The organism is Pantoea sp. X-Soil-OKNW-713 (genome assembly GCF_059730685.1).
In genome coordinates this window covers 1,192,026-1,205,944 of sequence record NZ_AP035995.1, presented here as the reverse complement: position 1 = coordinate 1,205,944, position 13,919 = coordinate 1,192,026, and the positions used below count along the sequence as shown (strand labels likewise).

Genomic DNA, 13,919 nt, shown 5'->3' with positions numbered 1-13,919 from the left:
CATCACTCCCCCTGAGCCGCCGCCGGGAAAATCGCTTCCGGCGTCAGCAATGTTTTGGTTAAGCCCTGTTCGAACAGCTCACTGGCGAAATCCGCAATCATCTTTTTGTTAGCGGTAAATCCGTTTTGATTCCAGTCGGCCGGTAATTCCTGCGCGGTACGTCGCAAATCATCCAGTAACCACGGCGTGGTGTCGGCATATTTCTCGCGTTTCTTCATCCACAGCTGGTACGAACGATCGATAATCTCACTCAATGCCTGCGGCAGCCACGGATGTTCCGCTGCCAGCGCCGGTTTCATTGCCAGAATATGGATCCCCGGGACATAGCCCACACGGTTGAAGTAATCACGCTCGGCGCTGGCAAAGTCCGGCTGCAACTGGCGCAGGCCCGATCCCGGCAGGAAGAAACCTTCCGGCATAAAGGGGGTGAAGACGGCATCCAGCTCACCGGCCTTCAGCAGTTCAATCAGAGGACGTTCACCCGGAGCCACTTCAATGCGTCCCGGACGCCCAAAACCTGCCAGACGATCAACAATCGGATGATCCTCCGTCAGACGGCCCGCAAACCAGTATGCGTCATCAATGCCGACCCCGGCTTCGCGCAGTACGGTGCGTGTCCAGGTATTGCCGGAGTCCTGCCAGCCGGTGACACCAATCTTCTTCCCTTTCAGCTGGGCTGGCGTCGTGATCGGGCTATCCGCCGTGGTGATGATGCAGCGCTGGCGGAAGCCACGCATCAGAAAATGGGGCAGACCAAGCAGCGAGGTATCGCCTTTGGCACGCGCCTGGGCATAACGGCTGAACGAGACTTCACCCGCGTCATATTTTTCGCTGGTGCCAAGGTTATCAACCAGCGTGCCGACGCGGTCAATTTCCAGCTGAAATCCTTCCGGCTTGATGTCGCCGAGTGCCAGCGGTGTGAAGTAATCCCAGTCACGAACCGCCAGTCTGATGGTTACCATATTCGTCGTTTCCCCGTGTGCAGCCACGCTGCGTTTAGTTATTCAGCAAATAGTGCTTGAATTTGATACTAAATCGGGAATACTAATCTGAACAATAAATACTTTGTTACTGAACAAAGGTTTTTCTTATGACGCAAACGGTAGATATCGACTGGTTCAGCGCGCAAATTACCGATGCGTCGGTAAAGGGCATCACGCTCACCGCTTCCACCTTAATTCGCGATGGTCAGATTGCCGTAGGCATGCAAATGCCCGCGGTGCGCGAGCTGGCGGAACTGCTGGGAGTGAGCCCGGCGACGGTCTCGGCAGCCTGGTCACAGTTAAAAAAACAAAAAGTGCTGGCGGGTAAAGGGCGTAGCGGCGTCTGGGTGTGTGGTAATACGGTGATGCCGCGACCGATTCGCTTTGAGAAAATCGGCAACTACGGCGATAACATTCAGGCAGATTTGGCGATGGCCTCCCCCGATCCGGCGCTGTTGCCGAATCTGCATGCGGCGATGCTGGCGGGCATTCAATCACCCCAGTTGAATAGTTACCATCGTGAAGCCATTTCACCGCAGTTGCTGGCAGCGATTAAGCCGCGCTGGCCCTACCCGGCGGAGTCATGGCTGGCGACGGATGGCGGTTTTGATGCCATGAATGTCATCGTGCAGACGCTGCTGTCGCCTGGCGACAGGGTGGTGCTCGAAGATCCCACCGCAACCCGTTTGCTGGATATGCTGGATAACATTGGCGCAGAAATTCTGCCGCTGTCGTGCGATGAACAGGGCCCCATCCCTTCTGCCTTAGCCGCACACCTGCATAAATCCCCGGCGATCTTTATCTACCAACCCCGCACCCATTCGACCACCGGGCATACCGTGACGCAGCAACGCAGCGCTGAACTCGCGCGCGTGTTAGCCAACAGCAAAACGCTGATCGTTGAGGATGACGGGATTGGTGATCTGTCACGCTGGCCGGTGTGGAGCCTGGGTTTCCACTTTCCTGAACGCGTGGTACATGTGCATTCGTTTTCCAAAGCCTATGGCCCGGATTTGCGACTGGCCGTACTCTCCGCCCCCGCAGAACTGGTGAAGCGTATTCAGGCCTGGCGTAACTTCGGCGTCAGTTGGACCAGCCGAATTTTGCAGGATGCGGTGGCGTGGATGCTGACAGACACCGCCACCCAGCAGCAAGTGGCGCAGGCGAAAACAATCTATCGTGAACGTCGTCAGCAGTTGTTGAACGCCCTGCTGGCACGCGGGATGGCGCTGACCGATCGCGATGGCCTGAGTCTGTATATTCCGGTAGCGTCAGAACAATATGCCATGATTACGCTGGCGGCCCGAGGAATCGCCGCCGTGCCAGGTGAACGTTACAGTATCAATGCCGAACAATTTATCCGCGTCAGCACTGCTATGTTCCCTTTGCAACAACTTGACAGTATTGCTGACGCGCTGGTGATTGCATCCGGACGGGAAATTAACCTTAACCCAGATCTTTGATGTGATAGCGTGGGGATTCGACATAACCTTCACGCGCGTAAAACTGGTTAGCTTTCAGGCGTGATGCGTGGCAGTGCACCTCCATCCGGTCGCAGCCGCGCTCACGCGCCAGTTGTTCGGCATAGTTAAGCAATTGCTGACCACTCCCCTTGCTGCGCTCACCTTCCGCGATACAAAAGTAGCTGATACGGGCGAAATCGCCGGCCAGCGCCAGTTGCGGAATGAAATGAAGCGAGAGAAATCCGAGGACCTGCGTACCATGCTCCGCCACCAGCAAGACTTCATCCGGATGGCTGGAAAGCTGTGCTAAACGTGAATCAATAAACTCTTCCGTACCTGCGTAACCCAGTTCAGTGAGCAGGGCACTCAGAGCAAAACTGTCTTTCGCCTGTGCCTGACGTATGTTCATCCAGCCTCCTCATTAATCCATTTCCAGCTGTTATATAGCGTTGCCAGCAAAAAAGCTGCAAGTAAGGATTGTTATGGGGATGTTACGAGAATTATCTGTGAGTTACCCCGCAGATCGTGCCCTATCATGCGCCTGTCATCAGGGCTTAAGGATGCGTTAATATTGCTTTGCCATCCTGACCTGGAGCTTACAGGAGGCAGAAACCATGAAGAGTATGATACCCCGTACAATGGATGAAATGCTGGCAATCACCATCAGCAGTTTCGCCATCATTGCCTGGGCCATTATTTGGTGGCAGGCATAAAAAAACCCGCCAGAAGGCGGGTTTTTAGAATTCTGCGTGTTAACTTACAGGCTGATAACGTTAGCAGCAGATGGGCCTTTAGCGCCGTCGGTGATTTCAAACTCAACGCGCTGACCTTCAGCCAGAGTTTTGAAGCCGTTGCTCTGGATAGCAGAGAAGTGTACGAATACATCTTTGCTGCCATCTTCAGGAGTAATGAAACCGAATCCTTTAGATTCATTAAACCACTTAACGTTACCTTTGATCTTGGACATCTATATTACCTTTACATGAAAAATGGACACTAAACTGTGTCGGCGCCTAGTACAGCAATTGCGGTGACATTTGTCCAGTGCGAATTGATGAAAAAGTGATAAATATCGCCTTTTTCGTCAGCCTTTACACTTTTCATCCGTCTTCCCAGGTCAGAACTGAAATCTCAACCAGGCAAAATAGACATTTCCATTGTTGTAAGTACCTGGAATATAAGTCATTTGAAAGGTAACAGGCCCATATCCCACTGAAGCCATCGGCAACAAAACCGGAATCGGGATATAGTTCCAGTTATCCCTGGCCGTTACACCGGCCGTGAAGCCTGCGCCAAAGTGAAAATTATCATCCCTCAGAGGACGCCATGTAGCTTCCCAACCGTAGCCGCCGATCGGTTCCCATTTGTTAAATGAGTCCTTAAACGCCATCAGATAGAGGCCATGCCAGTTCCCTTTGTCATCCCAACGAGAGATACCACCGCCCGCGCCCCAGGGCCGCTCATTGTACCTGTCGATATGTTCCTGATCATAGGTCCAGCGGTTATGCCAGGTAATGGCAGGCAAGTAGAAGTCATAGTTTTGCGGCTGCGACCATGTCTGGGCCACATTGTCAGTGAAAGTATTCCAGCCAGACTTGATAGCCTGCGTGGTGGTGTCAGCCTGAGCAGAAGAAACGCCCGCAACGATCAAAAAACAGCCGGCAAAGGCTGTAGAAACGTACCGATTCACAACAATCATTCCTGTAACACAATTCTTATGATGGCAAGACATCAGACACTTATCTGAAATCTGCCTAAAATTAATGCTATTACCTGAAAAGCATAATAAAAATGGACCTGATACTCTCCAGGCATTATCTGGATTGATCCAGGGATCGTCTGCATGGTCAGACGCATGAAGGGTGCATGTTACCGATAATGCGATGAGATAACTGGAACAAGAGATAAACGAAACCGGCATTATCGCCATTGATAAAATGTGCACTCCTGCGCTGTTGGCAATTGCTTAAAATTGCTTAATTTTCAGCAAGCTGGATTTGATTGTTGATAACGTAAATAAATTAACGAAATTTATTGTTTGAACTGATGCGGGGAATGAGATAAATCTCAGGGTTCCAGGAAGGAGATGAGGAGGAATGCTGATGACTATCCGTTGTAGCCGTTGTGGATGCGCACGATTCTTTTATACATTGAACGGTACCAAGCTAACCCGAGAGCAGCATCACGGAGCCTGCTGTGCTGCCTGCCGCAAACCGCTAAATCTGCGGGATGTGGTTCTGCCGATACCTCGTACTTTTCCTGCGGCATTCACCAATGCAGATTGAGTCTGAAGCGGCACCCGCAGGTGCCAGATAGCGTCAGAAAATCAATTTAAACACGCCAGTAATCGTCAAGAGTCCAACAATGAAGATGATAGCGATGATCCACAGGATTATTTTCATTTTCAGCTCCTTGTTACGTCATAAATAGCGTCTGCTCACACCAGTATAGATGAAAATTCTACCCTTGATGCCAGGTGCGATGCCTGTCACGCCATCTTGCTGTCGTTTCGTTTACCTGAAGATTATTTCTGCGACCGGGATCGCAGCTGAAGATTTTTCTTAAGTTTGCCGCTTCGTTCTCCGCCTCAGCACTGTCTAAACTTACAGCGCCTGTAGCAGGCCTCAATTGTTATCACTGCCTAAGTAACAAGGAGATTCTATGAGCACGATAAATACCAGCATGGGACGTTATAGCCTTAAGGCAAAGGACTATGGCAATCATATCAGTGGCAGCATTGCCATAAACGATGAAGGTGGCACGCAGCTCACCATGCAGGAGTTTAAAGAGCATTATCTTGACGATGTCGTCAACAATGTCATTTATCCTGTCACCGGTGGTAACCGTGAGATTACTCGCGCGCTGCGAGATCAAATGGTAAAAGCGGGATTTGAACAACCGCACTGAGTTTTTGGGCCACAATTTGTGGCCCTTTGCTTTGCATAATCCTCACTTGCCGTTATTACGCAATCGTCGCAGGATGGAGTCTCCATTTTTCAAGGAGATCAACCGCGTGAGTGCCCTTCATCGTATTCCGTCTTCCCCTCTTCATCAGTTTGTGCAGGCTATCTGGTTGCATGCTGGCAGCAGCGCCGACGAAGCACGACTGGTAGCCGATCATCTGGTCGCTGCAAATCTGGCCGGCCACGATTCGCATGGCGTAGGCATGATTCCCAGTTATATGGTTTCGCTCTCGCAGGGCTTTTTACAACTTAACCAGCACACCACTATCGAAAAGGATGTTGGCGCGGTCATTACCTTGAGCGGCCATAACGGCTTTGGTCAGGTTGCCGCATGGGAAGCGATGCAATTGGGGATTGAACGCGCCAGTAAATTTGGTATCGCTGCTGTGGGCCTGCATGATTCACACCATATCGGACGTATTGGTCACTGGGCGGAACAGTGTGCGGCTGCCGGGTTTGTCTCTTTTCACTTCGTCAACGTCGCGGGCGACCCGATGGTGGCGCCATTCAACGGCAGCGACCGCCGTTTCGGTACCAATCCGTTCTGCGCCGTGTTCCCACGAAGCAATGGCAAACCGTTGCTGTTGGATTTCGCCACCAGTGGCATTGCCTTCGGTAAAACCCGTGTCGCCTGGAACAAAGAGCAGCAGGTAGCCGCAGGCTATCTCATCGATCATCAGGGCAAAGCCACCACCGAACCGGGCGTGATGCATCAGGAGCCATATGGTTCACTGCTGCCATTTGGCCTGCATAAAGGCTATGCGCTGGCGACCATGTGTGAAATCCTCGGCGGTGCGCTCTCTGGTGGCCGCACCACCCATGAAGAGACGCTTGTGACCTGTCATGACGCCATCTTCAACTGCATGACCACCATCATCGTCAACCCGGAAGCCTTCGATGCCCCGGCGATGCAGCAGGAAGCGGAGGCTTTCCTCAATTGGGTGAAGCGCTCACCACAAAGTGGCGATGCACCAATTCAGGTGCCGGGCGAATGGGAAGAGAGTAATCGTCTGGAACGCGAGCGCGATGGCATTCCGCTCGACAGCAACAGTTGGGAAAAAATTTGCCAGGCGGCATTGCAGGCAGGTATGCCTGAAAAAGAGTTGGCGGCGTTCCGCGCCCTGGCGCAGTAGGCCGCCCCACGCTGAGGCTTAACGCCTCAGCGTTTCCACATCAAATCACCATCGACAGCAGCAAACAACCCACCAGACCGCAGACCGAAATGATGGTCTCCAGCACTGACCAGGATCGGATGGTTTCACCGATAGTCAGGTTGAAATACTCTTTGAACAACCAGAATCCCGGATCGTTGACGTGGGAGAAAATCACGCTGCCCGAGCCAACGGCAATCACCATCAGTTCCGGGCTTGCACCGGAGGTGACAATCAGCGGAGCCACAATACCGCCTGCCGTAATCGCCGCCACGGTGGCAGAACCCAGCGCAATACGCAGGACAGCCGCAATGGACCACGCCATAAAGATCGGAGAGACATTGGTTTCATGCATCATGCTGGCGATGTATTTATCCACGCCGCTGTCCACCAGCACCTGCTTAAATGCCCCGCCACCGCCAATAATCAGCAGCATCATCGCGATGATTTTGATCGAGTCACTCAGCGTGCCCATCACCTCATCCATGCTACGTCCGCGGTTCAGGCCAAAAGTGAAGATCGCAATCAACACCGCAATCAGCGTTGCCATGATCGGATCACCAAAGAACTCTGCGTAAGGCAGCACCACATGGCCTTTCGGCAGTACCATCTCCGCCACCGCACGCAGAGCCATCAGGATCACCGGTACCAGAGCCGTCGCAACGCTGACACCAAAACCCGGCATTTCTGCTTCGCTGAAGGTTTTCGGGTTCCACAGTCCTTCCGGAATGGGTTTATCAATGCCTTTGAGGAAACGTGCATACACCGGTCCCGCCAGAATGACGGTAGGAATGCCCAGCAGGGTACCAAACAACAACGTTTTACCCATGTCGGCATTGAACAGAGTGGCAATGGCGGTTGGCCCCGGATGCGGCGGCAGGAAACCGTGGGTGACAGACAGCGCAGCCGCCATCGGCACACCGACAAACAACAATGGCACGCGCGCTGAAGCGGCGATGCTGAACACCAGCGGCAGCATCAGCACAAAGCCGACTTCATAGAACAGGGCGAAACCGACGGTAAAACCGGTCAGTACCAGCGCCCACTGAATATGTTTTTGACCAAATTTAGCGATCAGCGTGGTCGCAATGCGCTGCGCCCCGCCACAGTCAGCCAGCAGTTTGCCCAGCATGGCACCAAAACCCATGATCAGCGCCAGACTACCCAGCGTGCCGCCGACACCCGTTTTGATCGATCCAATCACTTTGTTGACCGGCATGCCCTGCATCATACCGACGGCCAGCGCCACCAGAATCAGCGCAATAAACCCATTCAGTTTGAAACGAATCATCAGCAGCAGCAATAACGCCACCCCGATAGCCACGTAGAGTAATGGCATAATTTTTCTCCACTTTTTGCCAGATCTTTCACCGGCAGCGGTTTGTTGTGATAAGTCCTGAGGACGATGGATAAAGCAGCGTTTGATATGTTGTTACATAGCGTCGCATCTTGTTACCGGTATCATGTTAAGGGTAACACGATGAAGAAATCACCTGCTGCGCCGGGTGAATTTCGGATTTGAGAAGGTGATCAACTTTTTACCCACTGGTTATCAGAATGTTTGCCCCGGCAGCAGGAAGTGATTTGGTTACACTAAGGTCTTTCCGCCCATGAAAAAGGATCTGCAGGTGAGTGAGAATCTGATCGAGCTGTACAGTAATCAACAAACCCTGTTTGCCCGAGGCAGTATTGATCGGCTGGTGCCGTTGCTGGCCGCCAATCCGCAGCCGACGTTGTTGTTCTGTGGTCGCTCGTTTCTGAACGGCCCTACCTGGGCGCGCCTTGGGGCAGCGCTCAACGAGAACATCCTCGGCTATGAGATCGTCAGCCATGAGGCTTCGCCAGATGAAATTGATGGCTGGGTCAATCGCTGGCGCGGCCATGTTGATCGTGTGGTGGCGATCGGTGGCGGCAGCGTGCTGGACGCAGCCAAAGCCTTTAGCGCCATGATGCAACATCCGCTACCCACCGCGCGCTATTTGGAGAAAGTGGGTGATACGCCGGTACAGCCTGCCACATTGCCGCTGATTGCGGTTCCGACCACGGCTGGCACCGGTAGCGAAGCGACACAAAACGCGGTAGTGACTGACCAACAACATATCCAGGTGAAAGCCTCACTGCGCCACCCGGTGTTTGTGCCGCAGGTGGCAATTCTCGATCCCGATCTACTCAAAGGGACGCCAGACCCTGTCCTGGTCACCTGCGCCATTGACGCTTTTACCCATCTGTTTGAAGCCTATTTATCGCGCAAGGGCAATCTGTTCAGCCAGCAGATGGCGTTGAGCGGCTTGCGCTTGTTCTTTCAAGCCTGGCCCGCACTGAATCGCACCGATCAGGCAGGTGATAATGCCCGCGAAGCGATGATGATGGCGTCATGGCTGGGCGGCGTCTGCCTGAGTAGCGCCGGATTGGGGGTGATTCACGGTATCGCCGGGGAGCTGGGGGCGATTAAGCCTTTCCATCATGGCGAAGTCTGTGGACGTCTGCTGTTTCCGTTCCTCGATGTGCTGGCCGAAAGCGAACATCCCGAGCAGCAGCAACTGATGGCGCAACTGGCGCAACAACTGCTGCCGAATGATCCGGCACCACCGGCACTGGCGTTAAAAGCCTGGCTGCAACAGCACGCCATCATGCCGTTCTGGCAGGGCGGCCCAACGTTGACAGCGACGGAAGTTGAGTGGATTGTGGCGCGAGCCAACAGTAAAAACGGCTGGGTCAGCTACACCAAAGAGACGTTGACTGACATGATCGCGGCAGCCTGGCAGATTGCATGATCCGTTACGGCGCGATTTATCGCGCCGTTTCGTCCCGGATATGCGTTCAGGCGTGGAATGGCCCCTGCCCTGCCAGCATCTGCTCAATGACCTGCAACACGCCCTCGTCATTATTAGACGGTGCCTGATAACGTGCCGCCTGCTTCACACGCTGCGGCGCATTCTGCATGGCAAAGCTGAAACCAGATTGCACCAACATTTCGAGGTCGTTGCCACCATCGCCAAACGCCATCACTTCCTCATCGGCAATGCCCCAACGCGCCTGCAACAGGCGTAATCCATTGGCCTTATGCAGACCCGGCACAATCAAATCAACCGACCCATGCCCGCTGGAGGTCGCCGCTGCGGCACCATGATGCAAGCGTTCAATATCGGCCATCAAAATCGACACATAGTCGTCGGAGAGATTGAGCGCAAATTTAAACAACTTGTCGTCACCGGTGTCACTCAGGCTATCGATAGCCTTCAGGCGATGACAATAGTGCCGCATTTTCGTCAGCCATGACTCATCGGCATCGGTGAAGTAGTAAGCGCTGTTACGACCGGCAATCAAATACTTCAGATCGGGATAGTGACCACGCTGTAGCGTATCCATCACCGCATGAACGTCATCACGCGAAAACGCCCCGCAGAACAGCTCCTCATCCCGGTCAATAATCCACGCGCCATTCTCCGCCACAAAGGCGATCTCGCTGGCGATCTCAGGGAAGAAGGATTTGAGCTGATAATATTGGTTGCCGCTGGCGACCACGAATTTGATGCCACGTTGTTTCAGTTGGGTGTAACAGGCGTGAAAACGTGCGCGATTGTACTGTTTTTTGTCGTCGAGAAAGGTGCCGTCCATATCTACCGCCACCATTTTTACCACGGCCATCATGACTCCTTAGCGCATTGAAAGGAAAACAGATCGCTATAGAGGATAACCTGGCGGGGAGGAGAAAACAGCGAAAAGACGGATGGCAATGGCCATCCGTCGGCAGGATTAGTTGAAGGCGTTATTCAGCAGAATCGCGGTGATGATACCGGTGGCTGCGGCTACAAGGACGTAGTTACCGTCGATATACGACCAATATTCACCGCGTGGCGGTGCATACAGGCCGTGTCCACGCCAGTCATCGACACGATAATGCGGGCCTCGGAATTCCGGCGGCGCCGGGTAACCACGACGGAAATCATGGCCGTTCCAGGCGAAGCGATCACCACCGTGATGGCCTTGCGGCATCGGACGTCCAGCATAATGATCATTGCCACGGCCAGGACCACGATCTGCGCCGCGATCAGGGCCACGGTTGTTGCCGTGGTCAGGGCCACGATTACCACCATGATCCGGACCATTACCGTGGTCCTGATGTTGATTACCACCGTGTTGCTGCCAGCGCTGGTCACCGGGGCCGTCAGCCCAGGAAACGCTGGAAATCAATGTGCTGCATGCAATAAGCGAAGCGACTAAAGTCAATGTTGTTTTTTTCATGGTGTTACCTCCAGGGATAACGGCAGTGATAGCGCCGTTAAGCGATACTATTAATGATATGGAGGCAAAAGCGCATTTCCAAAACTCCTAAAAAACTGCCGACTTACAATATATTACCTCGAATTATCGATTTCTTAACGTTTGTGTCAGGCGTGACATTAAATGGACCGAAAATGCAGCATTCTACGGGGAGAGTAATCCATGAAAAAAACCCGATCGCGAAGATCGGGAGGAATCAATTTCCATTTATTGCATAAAGAGGGGTAACCCTACAAAAGCGAGGGTAAAACTGAAGCACACAACGCCACATCACTAGCATTGCCGGTAAACAATACCATTTCAAAATGAAAAATTCTTTTAAAAATGACTTTTTTTCAGAAAAATACGTAAGGAGTTAGATGCTGAGGTAAATAATCCTCTGCACAGAATTAAATACTTTTAAATAAGGTCTGTGCTCTGACCAGAGTAGCCAACAAGATATTTCTTGCCATCACGATATTATCAGACACACCAGGTCAATCCGCATAAAAAAACAATCAAAATCAAACAGGTAAAGAAAAACCACCCTCTTAACCATCAGCATTTCTTAACGAAACACTGCTTTCATGGATAATTTTCATCTGGCGAAAGCCGTAAAATCCCACAAAAAACCAATTAATACCAAACCGTGATTAATACAGAATTCAATATTAGCGTTATTAGAAATAACGGATGAGATCAGATTATTCTGCCCGGGAAGTGCGAGCGGAGACTTCTTTTGTTTTTACTTCTGTATACCGGAACGGATAATTACCTGTTGAATACCTCATCATTGGTATTTACCTTGTTGCCAGATGGCGTGTCGTCGATGCCGGATAACGCAGTAACTTAGCTGCGGGTCGTATCGGACGGCGTACCAGCTCTCCACCACAGTTCGGGCAATGTCCATCGAGTACCCCGGTGACGCAATCGATGCAGAAGGTGCACTCAAACGAGCAGATATGCGCTTCTCTTGACTCCGGCGGCAAATCTTTATCGCAGCATTCACAGTTAGGACGAAGTTCCAGCATGGTGTTCTCCTGTACGAAAAAATCCATCATCGCCGCTGCAATCGTTTATGACCAGATCGCAGGCAGACACTACAGGGACAAATCAGGACATCAACAGATTCCACATCGCGCGATAAATCACGCAGCTGTCCTGCCGAATATGTGACGCTCATCACCAGACCTTCTATAGTTCATGCGTTCCCCTTTTTAAAGAGACGTATTGATGCAAGTTAAAGGTTTGAATATCGGCTTTTTCATCGTCATCCTGGCGATTGTCACGGTGGCGTTTTTTGACGTGCTCACCCCTTACTTCTCCGCCATTTTATGGGCAGCGATTCTGGCGGTGATTTTCCATCCACTGAAATCCGTGTTACGACAAAAAATGGGGGATCGTAACGGCCTGGCCTCGCTGGTGACATTGCTGATCATCTGCCTGATCGTCTTCACACCGCTGGCTATCGTCACCTCATCGCTGGTGGTGGAGCTCAATACCGTCTACACCAAACTGCAAAACAACTCATCGCAGTTTCCGACGGTCTTTGCCGACCTGTTCCAACATTTGCCAGCGTGGGCACGTAATTATCTGTCTGAACATCATCTGAACAACGCCACGCAAATCCAGGAAAAACTCTCCGGCTTTGCCCTGAAGGGCGGCCAGTATATGGCGGGCAGCGTGTTCATCATCGGTAAAGGCACCTTCACCTTTACTGTAGGTTTTGGTGTGATGTTGTATCTGCTGTTCTTCCTGCTGAAAGATGGTGCCTGGCTGGTAAGCCTGATTTTAGAGGCGCTGCCACTCTCCACCTATGTCAAACACCATCTGCTGTTGAAGTTTGCGGCAGTGTCTCGCGCAACGGTGAAAGGCACCGTGGTGGTCGCCGTGGTACAAGGGGTATTGGGTGGATTGGCATTCTGGATCACCGATATCGATGGCAGCCTGCTGTGGGGCGCGTTAATGGCGTTTCTCTCGCTTATTCCGGCGATTGGTTCGGCGATCATTTGGGTGCCCGCCGCCATTTTCTTCTTCGCTACCGGCGCGCTGTGGAAAGGCTTGTTCCTTGTTGGCTTCTTTGTGGTGGTGGTCGGTCTGGTGGACAATATTCTGCGCCCGCTGCTGGTGGGTAAAGACACCAAAATGCCGGACTATCTGATTCTGATTGCCACGCTGGGTGGCATGGAAGTTTACGGTATCAACGGCTTTGTCATCGGTCCGTTAATTGCCGCGCTGTTTATCGCCTGCTGGAACCTGCTTTCCGGACGTGATAACCGTGACAACGTGGAAGAGATTGATGAAGAGTTTATTGAGGAAGGGAAGCAGCGCGACTGATAGCGGGTGCCGTCTGGCACCCGACTTAAACGTTAACTCGCCATGACCTTGTCGCCTGATGTGCGCCAGCCGCGCGTCAGGCGTTTTTCAATTTCCACCAGCACAAAGATCCCGGCACTGACCGCCAACGCGATAAACCAGTATTTCAGCGGTAACATCCTTCACGCAGCACAATGGCATCGCTCGACAGCATATTTTGAATGTTTTTCAATGACTTATCGTCGTTACTTTCCTGGATAAATCCAATCAGTGCGTTGATGACAGCAACGCCGAGAATGACAAAGGTATCGACCCAGTGGCCCATCATGGCCGTAACTAGCGCCGCCGCCAGCAGAATATAAATCAGCACATCTTTGAAATGGGCGGTAAAACGCATCAACACCGATTGCTCGCGCTTCTGCGGCAGAATATTTGGACCCTGAGTATGCAGTCGCTGCTGCGCCTCTTCACCGCTTAATCCTTGTGGACAACTGTTAAATGCAGAGAACGCGGCTGCGCTGTCTTGTTGATACCAGGGACGCTCGGCGGAATCCGTTCGCCTCATGGTAAAAGGAATGACATTCATAATTACCCCGTGGGACTGAATCAATAAATTATGACCAAAATAAAAATCACACTTTAATAAAATCTCCAGTCATCGCGATGACCAATATCATGTTTTTCTCAGTTTTAAATCCGCAGGTAATTCACCCAAAGCTAGTCACAAAGGTAAATTATTATCACGATAAGAAAATTCTAATCCGACAATATTTAGAGATT

The 13,919-nt window shown here is 52.0% G+C and carries 15 protein-coding genes and 1 pseudogene; 5 read left to right on the top strand and 11 right to left on the bottom strand.

The features are described from left to right. Window positions 1-2 precede the first annotated feature (2 nt). Window positions 3-962, bottom strand: a complete 960-nt coding sequence (locus tag AC6I8R_RS05485; protein WP_415173236.1) for an ABC transporter substrate-binding protein — start codon at window positions 960-962, stop codon at window positions 3-5. A gap of 128 nt (window positions 963-1,090) precedes the next feature. On the opposite strand from AC6I8R_RS05485, the gene AC6I8R_RS05480 reads away from it, so the two are divergent. Next, on the top strand, window positions 1,091-2,446 hold the full coding sequence (locus AC6I8R_RS05480; protein WP_497831995.1) for an aminotransferase-like domain-containing protein: 1,356 nt from the start codon (window positions 1,091-1,093) through the stop codon (window positions 2,444-2,446). Here AC6I8R_RS05480 and AC6I8R_RS05475 read toward each other — a convergent pair. From AC6I8R_RS05475 to AC6I8R_RS05460, 4 genes are all read right to left on the bottom strand, one after another. Further along, complete coding sequence (locus tag AC6I8R_RS05475; RefSeq protein WP_021182355.1) at window positions 2,430-2,855, bottom strand: GNAT family N-acetyltransferase; 426 nt, start codon at window positions 2,853-2,855, stop codon at window positions 2,430-2,432. The genes AC6I8R_RS05480 and AC6I8R_RS05475 overlap by 17 nt on opposite strands. A gap of 348 nt (window positions 2,856-3,203) precedes the next feature. After that, a complete protein-coding gene (cspE, locus tag AC6I8R_RS05470) occupies window positions 3,204-3,413 on the bottom strand; it encodes a transcription antiterminator/RNA stability regulator CspE (protein WP_006118399.1) in 210 nt (69 codons plus the stop codon). Between the two features lie 150 nt (window positions 3,414-3,563). Further along, window positions 3,564-4,136 carry a lipid IV(A) palmitoyltransferase PagP gene (gene pagP / locus AC6I8R_RS05465; RefSeq protein WP_369758259.1) on the bottom strand — a complete coding sequence of 191 codons (573 nt, stop codon included), beginning with the start codon at window positions 4,134-4,136 and terminating at the stop codon, window positions 3,564-3,566. A gap of 628 nt (window positions 4,137-4,764) precedes the next feature. After that, on the bottom strand, window positions 4,765-4,848 hold the full coding sequence (locus tag AC6I8R_RS05460; protein ID WP_017346848.1) for a small membrane protein YohP: 84 nt from the start codon (window positions 4,846-4,848) through the stop codon (window positions 4,765-4,767). 259 nt (window positions 4,849-5,107) lie between these two features. Here AC6I8R_RS05460 and AC6I8R_RS05455 point away from each other — a divergent pair, with 259 nt between their 5' ends. After that, window positions 5,108-5,353 carry a hypothetical protein gene (locus AC6I8R_RS05455; protein WP_021182353.1) on the top strand — a complete coding sequence of 82 codons (246 nt, stop codon included), beginning with the start codon at window positions 5,108-5,110 and terminating at the stop codon, window positions 5,351-5,353. A gap of 106 nt (window positions 5,354-5,459) precedes the next feature. Beyond that, a complete protein-coding gene (locus AC6I8R_RS05450) occupies window positions 5,460-6,542 on the top strand; it encodes a malate/lactate/ureidoglycolate dehydrogenase (protein ID WP_497831994.1) in 1,083 nt (360 codons plus the stop codon). 40 nt (window positions 6,543-6,582) lie between these two features. On the opposite strand, the gene gntT is transcribed toward AC6I8R_RS05450, so the two are convergent. Continuing rightward, window positions 6,583-7,899, bottom strand: a complete 1,317-nt coding sequence (gene gntT, locus AC6I8R_RS05445; RefSeq protein WP_021182351.1) for a gluconate transporter — start codon at window positions 7,897-7,899, stop codon at window positions 6,583-6,585. Window positions 7,900-8,170: 271 nt separating this feature from the next. On the opposite strand from gntT, the gene AC6I8R_RS05440 reads away from it, so the two are divergent. Further along, entirely contained in the window at window positions 8,171-9,334 is a 1,164-nt protein-coding gene (locus tag AC6I8R_RS05440; protein ID WP_497831993.1) for an iron-containing alcohol dehydrogenase, read from the top strand. A gap of 46 nt (window positions 9,335-9,380) precedes the next feature. On the opposite strand, the gene AC6I8R_RS05435 is transcribed toward AC6I8R_RS05440, so the two are convergent. From AC6I8R_RS05435 to AC6I8R_RS05425, 3 genes are all read right to left on the bottom strand, one after another. After that, window positions 9,381-10,208: a Cof-type HAD-IIB family hydrolase gene (locus AC6I8R_RS05435; protein WP_208725497.1), complete on the bottom strand. Its 828-nt coding sequence runs from the start codon at window positions 10,206-10,208 to the stop codon at window positions 9,381-9,383. A gap of 108 nt (window positions 10,209-10,316) precedes the next feature. Further along, entirely contained in the window at window positions 10,317-10,805 is a 489-nt protein-coding gene (locus tag AC6I8R_RS05430) for an RcnB family protein (protein WP_497831992.1), read from the bottom strand. Between the two features lie 818 nt (window positions 10,806-11,623). Further along, on the bottom strand, window positions 11,624-11,854 hold the full coding sequence (locus AC6I8R_RS05425) for a DUF1272 domain-containing protein (RefSeq protein WP_071783553.1): 231 nt from the start codon (window positions 11,852-11,854) through the stop codon (window positions 11,624-11,626). Between the two features lie 202 nt (window positions 11,855-12,056). Here AC6I8R_RS05425 and AC6I8R_RS05420 point away from each other — a divergent pair, with 202 nt between their 5' ends. After that, window positions 12,057-13,160 carry an AI-2E family transporter gene (locus AC6I8R_RS05420; RefSeq protein ID WP_021182346.1) on the top strand — a complete coding sequence of 368 codons (1,104 nt, stop codon included), beginning with the start codon at window positions 12,057-12,059 and terminating at the stop codon, window positions 13,158-13,160. Between the two features lie 32 nt (window positions 13,161-13,192). On the opposite strand, the gene AC6I8R_RS05415 is transcribed toward AC6I8R_RS05420, so the two are convergent. After that, window positions 13,193-13,318: a hypothetical protein gene (locus AC6I8R_RS05415; protein ID WP_415173240.1), complete on the bottom strand. Its 126-nt coding sequence runs from the start codon at window positions 13,316-13,318 to the stop codon at window positions 13,193-13,195. After that, window positions 13,318-13,725, bottom strand: a pseudogene (locus AC6I8R_RS05410) (cation-transporting P-type ATPase); the annotation flags it as partial. The gene AC6I8R_RS05415 and the pseudogene AC6I8R_RS05410, both read right to left, overlap by 1 nt. Window positions 13,726-13,919 lie beyond the last annotated feature (194 nt).

Excerpts from the sequence above, each read along its gene's own strand:
- AC6I8R_RS05485 (WP_415173236.1), bottom strand. The coding sequence starts at position 962 with ATGGTAACCATCAGACTGGCGGTTCGTGACTGGGATTACTTCACACCG.
- AC6I8R_RS05480 (WP_497831995.1), top strand. The coding sequence starts at position 1,091 with ATGACGCAAACGGTAGATATCGACTGGTTCAGCGCGCAAATTACCGAT.
- AC6I8R_RS05475 (WP_021182355.1), bottom strand. The coding sequence starts at position 2,855 with ATGAACATACGTCAGGCACAGGCGAAAGACAGTTTTGCTCTGAGTGCC.
- cspE (WP_006118399.1), bottom strand. The coding sequence starts at position 3,413 with ATGTCCAAGATCAAAGGTAACGTTAAGTGGTTTAATGAATCTAAAGGA.
- AC6I8R_RS05460 (WP_017346848.1), bottom strand. The coding sequence starts at position 4,848 with ATGAAAATAATCCTGTGGATCATCGCTATCATCTTCATTGTTGGACTC.
- AC6I8R_RS05455 (WP_021182353.1), top strand. The coding sequence starts at position 5,108 with ATGAGCACGATAAATACCAGCATGGGACGTTATAGCCTTAAGGCAAAG.
- gntT (WP_021182351.1), bottom strand. The coding sequence starts at position 7,899 with ATGCCATTACTCTACGTGGCTATCGGGGTGGCGTTATTGCTGCTGCTG.
- AC6I8R_RS05440 (WP_497831993.1), top strand. The coding sequence starts at position 8,171 with ATGAAAAAGGATCTGCAGGTGAGTGAGAATCTGATCGAGCTGTACAGT.
- AC6I8R_RS05435 (WP_208725497.1), bottom strand. The coding sequence starts at position 10,208 with ATGGCCGTGGTAAAAATGGTGGCGGTAGATATGGACGGCACCTTTCTC.
- AC6I8R_RS05430 (WP_497831992.1), bottom strand. The coding sequence starts at position 10,805 with ATGAAAAAAACAACATTGACTTTAGTCGCTTCGCTTATTGCATGCAGC.
- AC6I8R_RS05425 (WP_071783553.1), bottom strand. The coding sequence starts at position 11,854 with ATGCTGGAACTTCGTCCTAACTGTGAATGCTGCGATAAAGATTTGCCG.
- AC6I8R_RS05420 (WP_021182346.1), top strand. The coding sequence starts at position 12,057 with ATGCAAGTTAAAGGTTTGAATATCGGCTTTTTCATCGTCATCCTGGCG.
- AC6I8R_RS05415 (WP_415173240.1), bottom strand. The coding sequence starts at position 13,318 with ATGTTACCGCTGAAATACTGGTTTATCGCGTTGGCGGTCAGTGCCGGG.